The organism is Leifsonia sp. NPDC102414 (genome assembly GCF_044765685.1).
GTDB lineage: Bacteria > Actinomycetota > Actinomycetes > Actinomycetales > Microbacteriaceae > Leifsonia.
Genome location: NZ_JBIWKN010000014.1, coordinates 1510 through 3356, shown reverse-complemented (window position 1 = coordinate 3356; position 1847 = coordinate 1510). Strand labels below are relative to the sequence as shown.

Annotated in this window: 1 rRNA gene (running past one end of the window); it reads left to right on the top strand. The window is 58.1% G+C overall.

Features of this window, described 5'->3' with window-relative positions:
• Positions 1–144 precede the first annotated feature (144 nt).
• Positions 145–1847, top strand: a 23S ribosomal RNA gene (locus ACIRCZ_RS20505) (it continues 1488 nt past the right edge of the window).

The window sequence follows — 1847 nt, the reverse complement described above, 5'->3', positions numbered from 1 at the left end:
TGTCGGGCACGCTGTTGGGTGTCTGAAGGTACGGCCGATGGTTGGCTGCCTTCAGTGCCGGCCCCAGTGCACTCGAACTACTGGTTCGGGGTGATGGGTGGTTGGTCGTTGTTTGAGAACTGCACAGTGGACGCGAGCATCTGTGGCCAAGTTTTTAAGGGCGCACGGTGGATGCCTTGGCACCAGGAACCGATGAAGGACGTGGGAGGCCACGATAGTCCCCGGGGAGCCGTCAACCAGGCTTTGATCCGGGGGTTTCCGAATGGGGAAACCCGGCAGTCGTCATGGGCTGTCACCCACTGCTGAACACATAGGCAGTGTGGAGGGAACGCGGGGAAGTGAAACATCTCAGTACCCGCAGGAAGAGAAAACAACCGTGATTCCGGGAGTAGTGGCGAGCGAAACCGGATGAGGCCAAACCTTGTATGTGTGAGACCCGGCAGGGGTTGCATGCAGGGGGTTGTGGGATCTCTCTTTCACAGTCTGCCGGCTGTGAGGCGAGTCAGAAACCGTTGATGTAGGCGAAGGACATGCGAAAGGTCCGGCGTAGAGGGTAAGACCCCCGTAGTCGAAACATCAACGGCTCGTTTGAGAGACACCCAAGTAGCACGGGGCCCGAGAAATCCCGTGTGAATCTGGCGGGACCACCCGCTAAGCCTAAATATTCCCTGGTGACCGATAGCGGATAGTACCGTGAGGGAATGGTGAAAAGTACCGCGGGAGCGGAGTGAAATAGTACCTGAAACCGTGTGCCTACAAGCCGTGGGAGCGTCGCGCATCGAGTTTACTCGGTGCGTCGTGACTGCGTGCCTTTTGAAGAATGAGCCTGCGAGTTTGCGGTGCGTTGCGAGGTTAACCCGTGTGGGGAAGCCGTAGCGAAAGCGAGTCCGAATAGGGCGATTCAGTAGCGCGCTCAAGACCCGAAGCGGAGTGATCTAGCCATGGGCAGGTTGAAGCGGCTGTAAGAGGTCGTGGAGGACCGAACCCACCAGGGTTGAAAACCTGGGGGATGACCTGTGGTTAGGGGTGAAAGGCCAATCAAACTCCGTGATAGCTGGTTCTCCCCGAAATGCATTTAGGTGCAGCGTCGTGTGTTTCTTGCCGGAGGTAGAGCACTGGATAGGCGATGGGCCCTACCGGGTTACTGACCTTAGCCAAACTCCGAATGCCGGTAAGTGAGAGCGCGGCAGTGAGACTGTGGGGGATAAGCTCCATGGTCGAGAGGGAAACAGCCCAGAGCATCGACTAAGGCCCCTAAGCGTACGCTAAGTGGGAAAGGATGTGGAGTCGCACAGACAACCAGGAGGTTGGCTTAGAAGCAGCCACCCTTGAAAGAGTGCGTAATAGCTCACTGGTCTAGTGATTCCGCGCCGACAATGTAGCGGGGCTCAAGCGTACCGCCGAAGTCGTGTCATTGCAGCAATAGGGCCAACGCCTGCTGTGATGGGTAGGGGAGCGTCGTGTGCCGGGTGAAGCCGCGCCGGAAGGCAGTGGTGGACGGTTCACGAGTGAGAATGCAGGCATGAGTAGCGATACACACGTGAGAAACGTGTGCGCCGATTGACTAAGGGTTCCTGGGTCAAGCTGATCTGCCCAGGGTAAGTCGGGACCTAAGGCGAGGCCGACAGGCGTAGTCGATGGATAACCGGTTGATATTCCGGTACCCGCTGTGAAGCGTCAAACATCGAGCCCATTAATGCTAAGGCCGTGAAGCCGCCCTGATCTCTTCGGAGTTGAGGGGAGTGGTGGAGCCGCCGGCCCAAGGTGGTAGTAGGTGAGTGATGGGGTGACGCAGGAAGGTAGTCCATCCCGGGCGGTGGTTGTCCCGGGGTAAGGGTGTAGGCCCG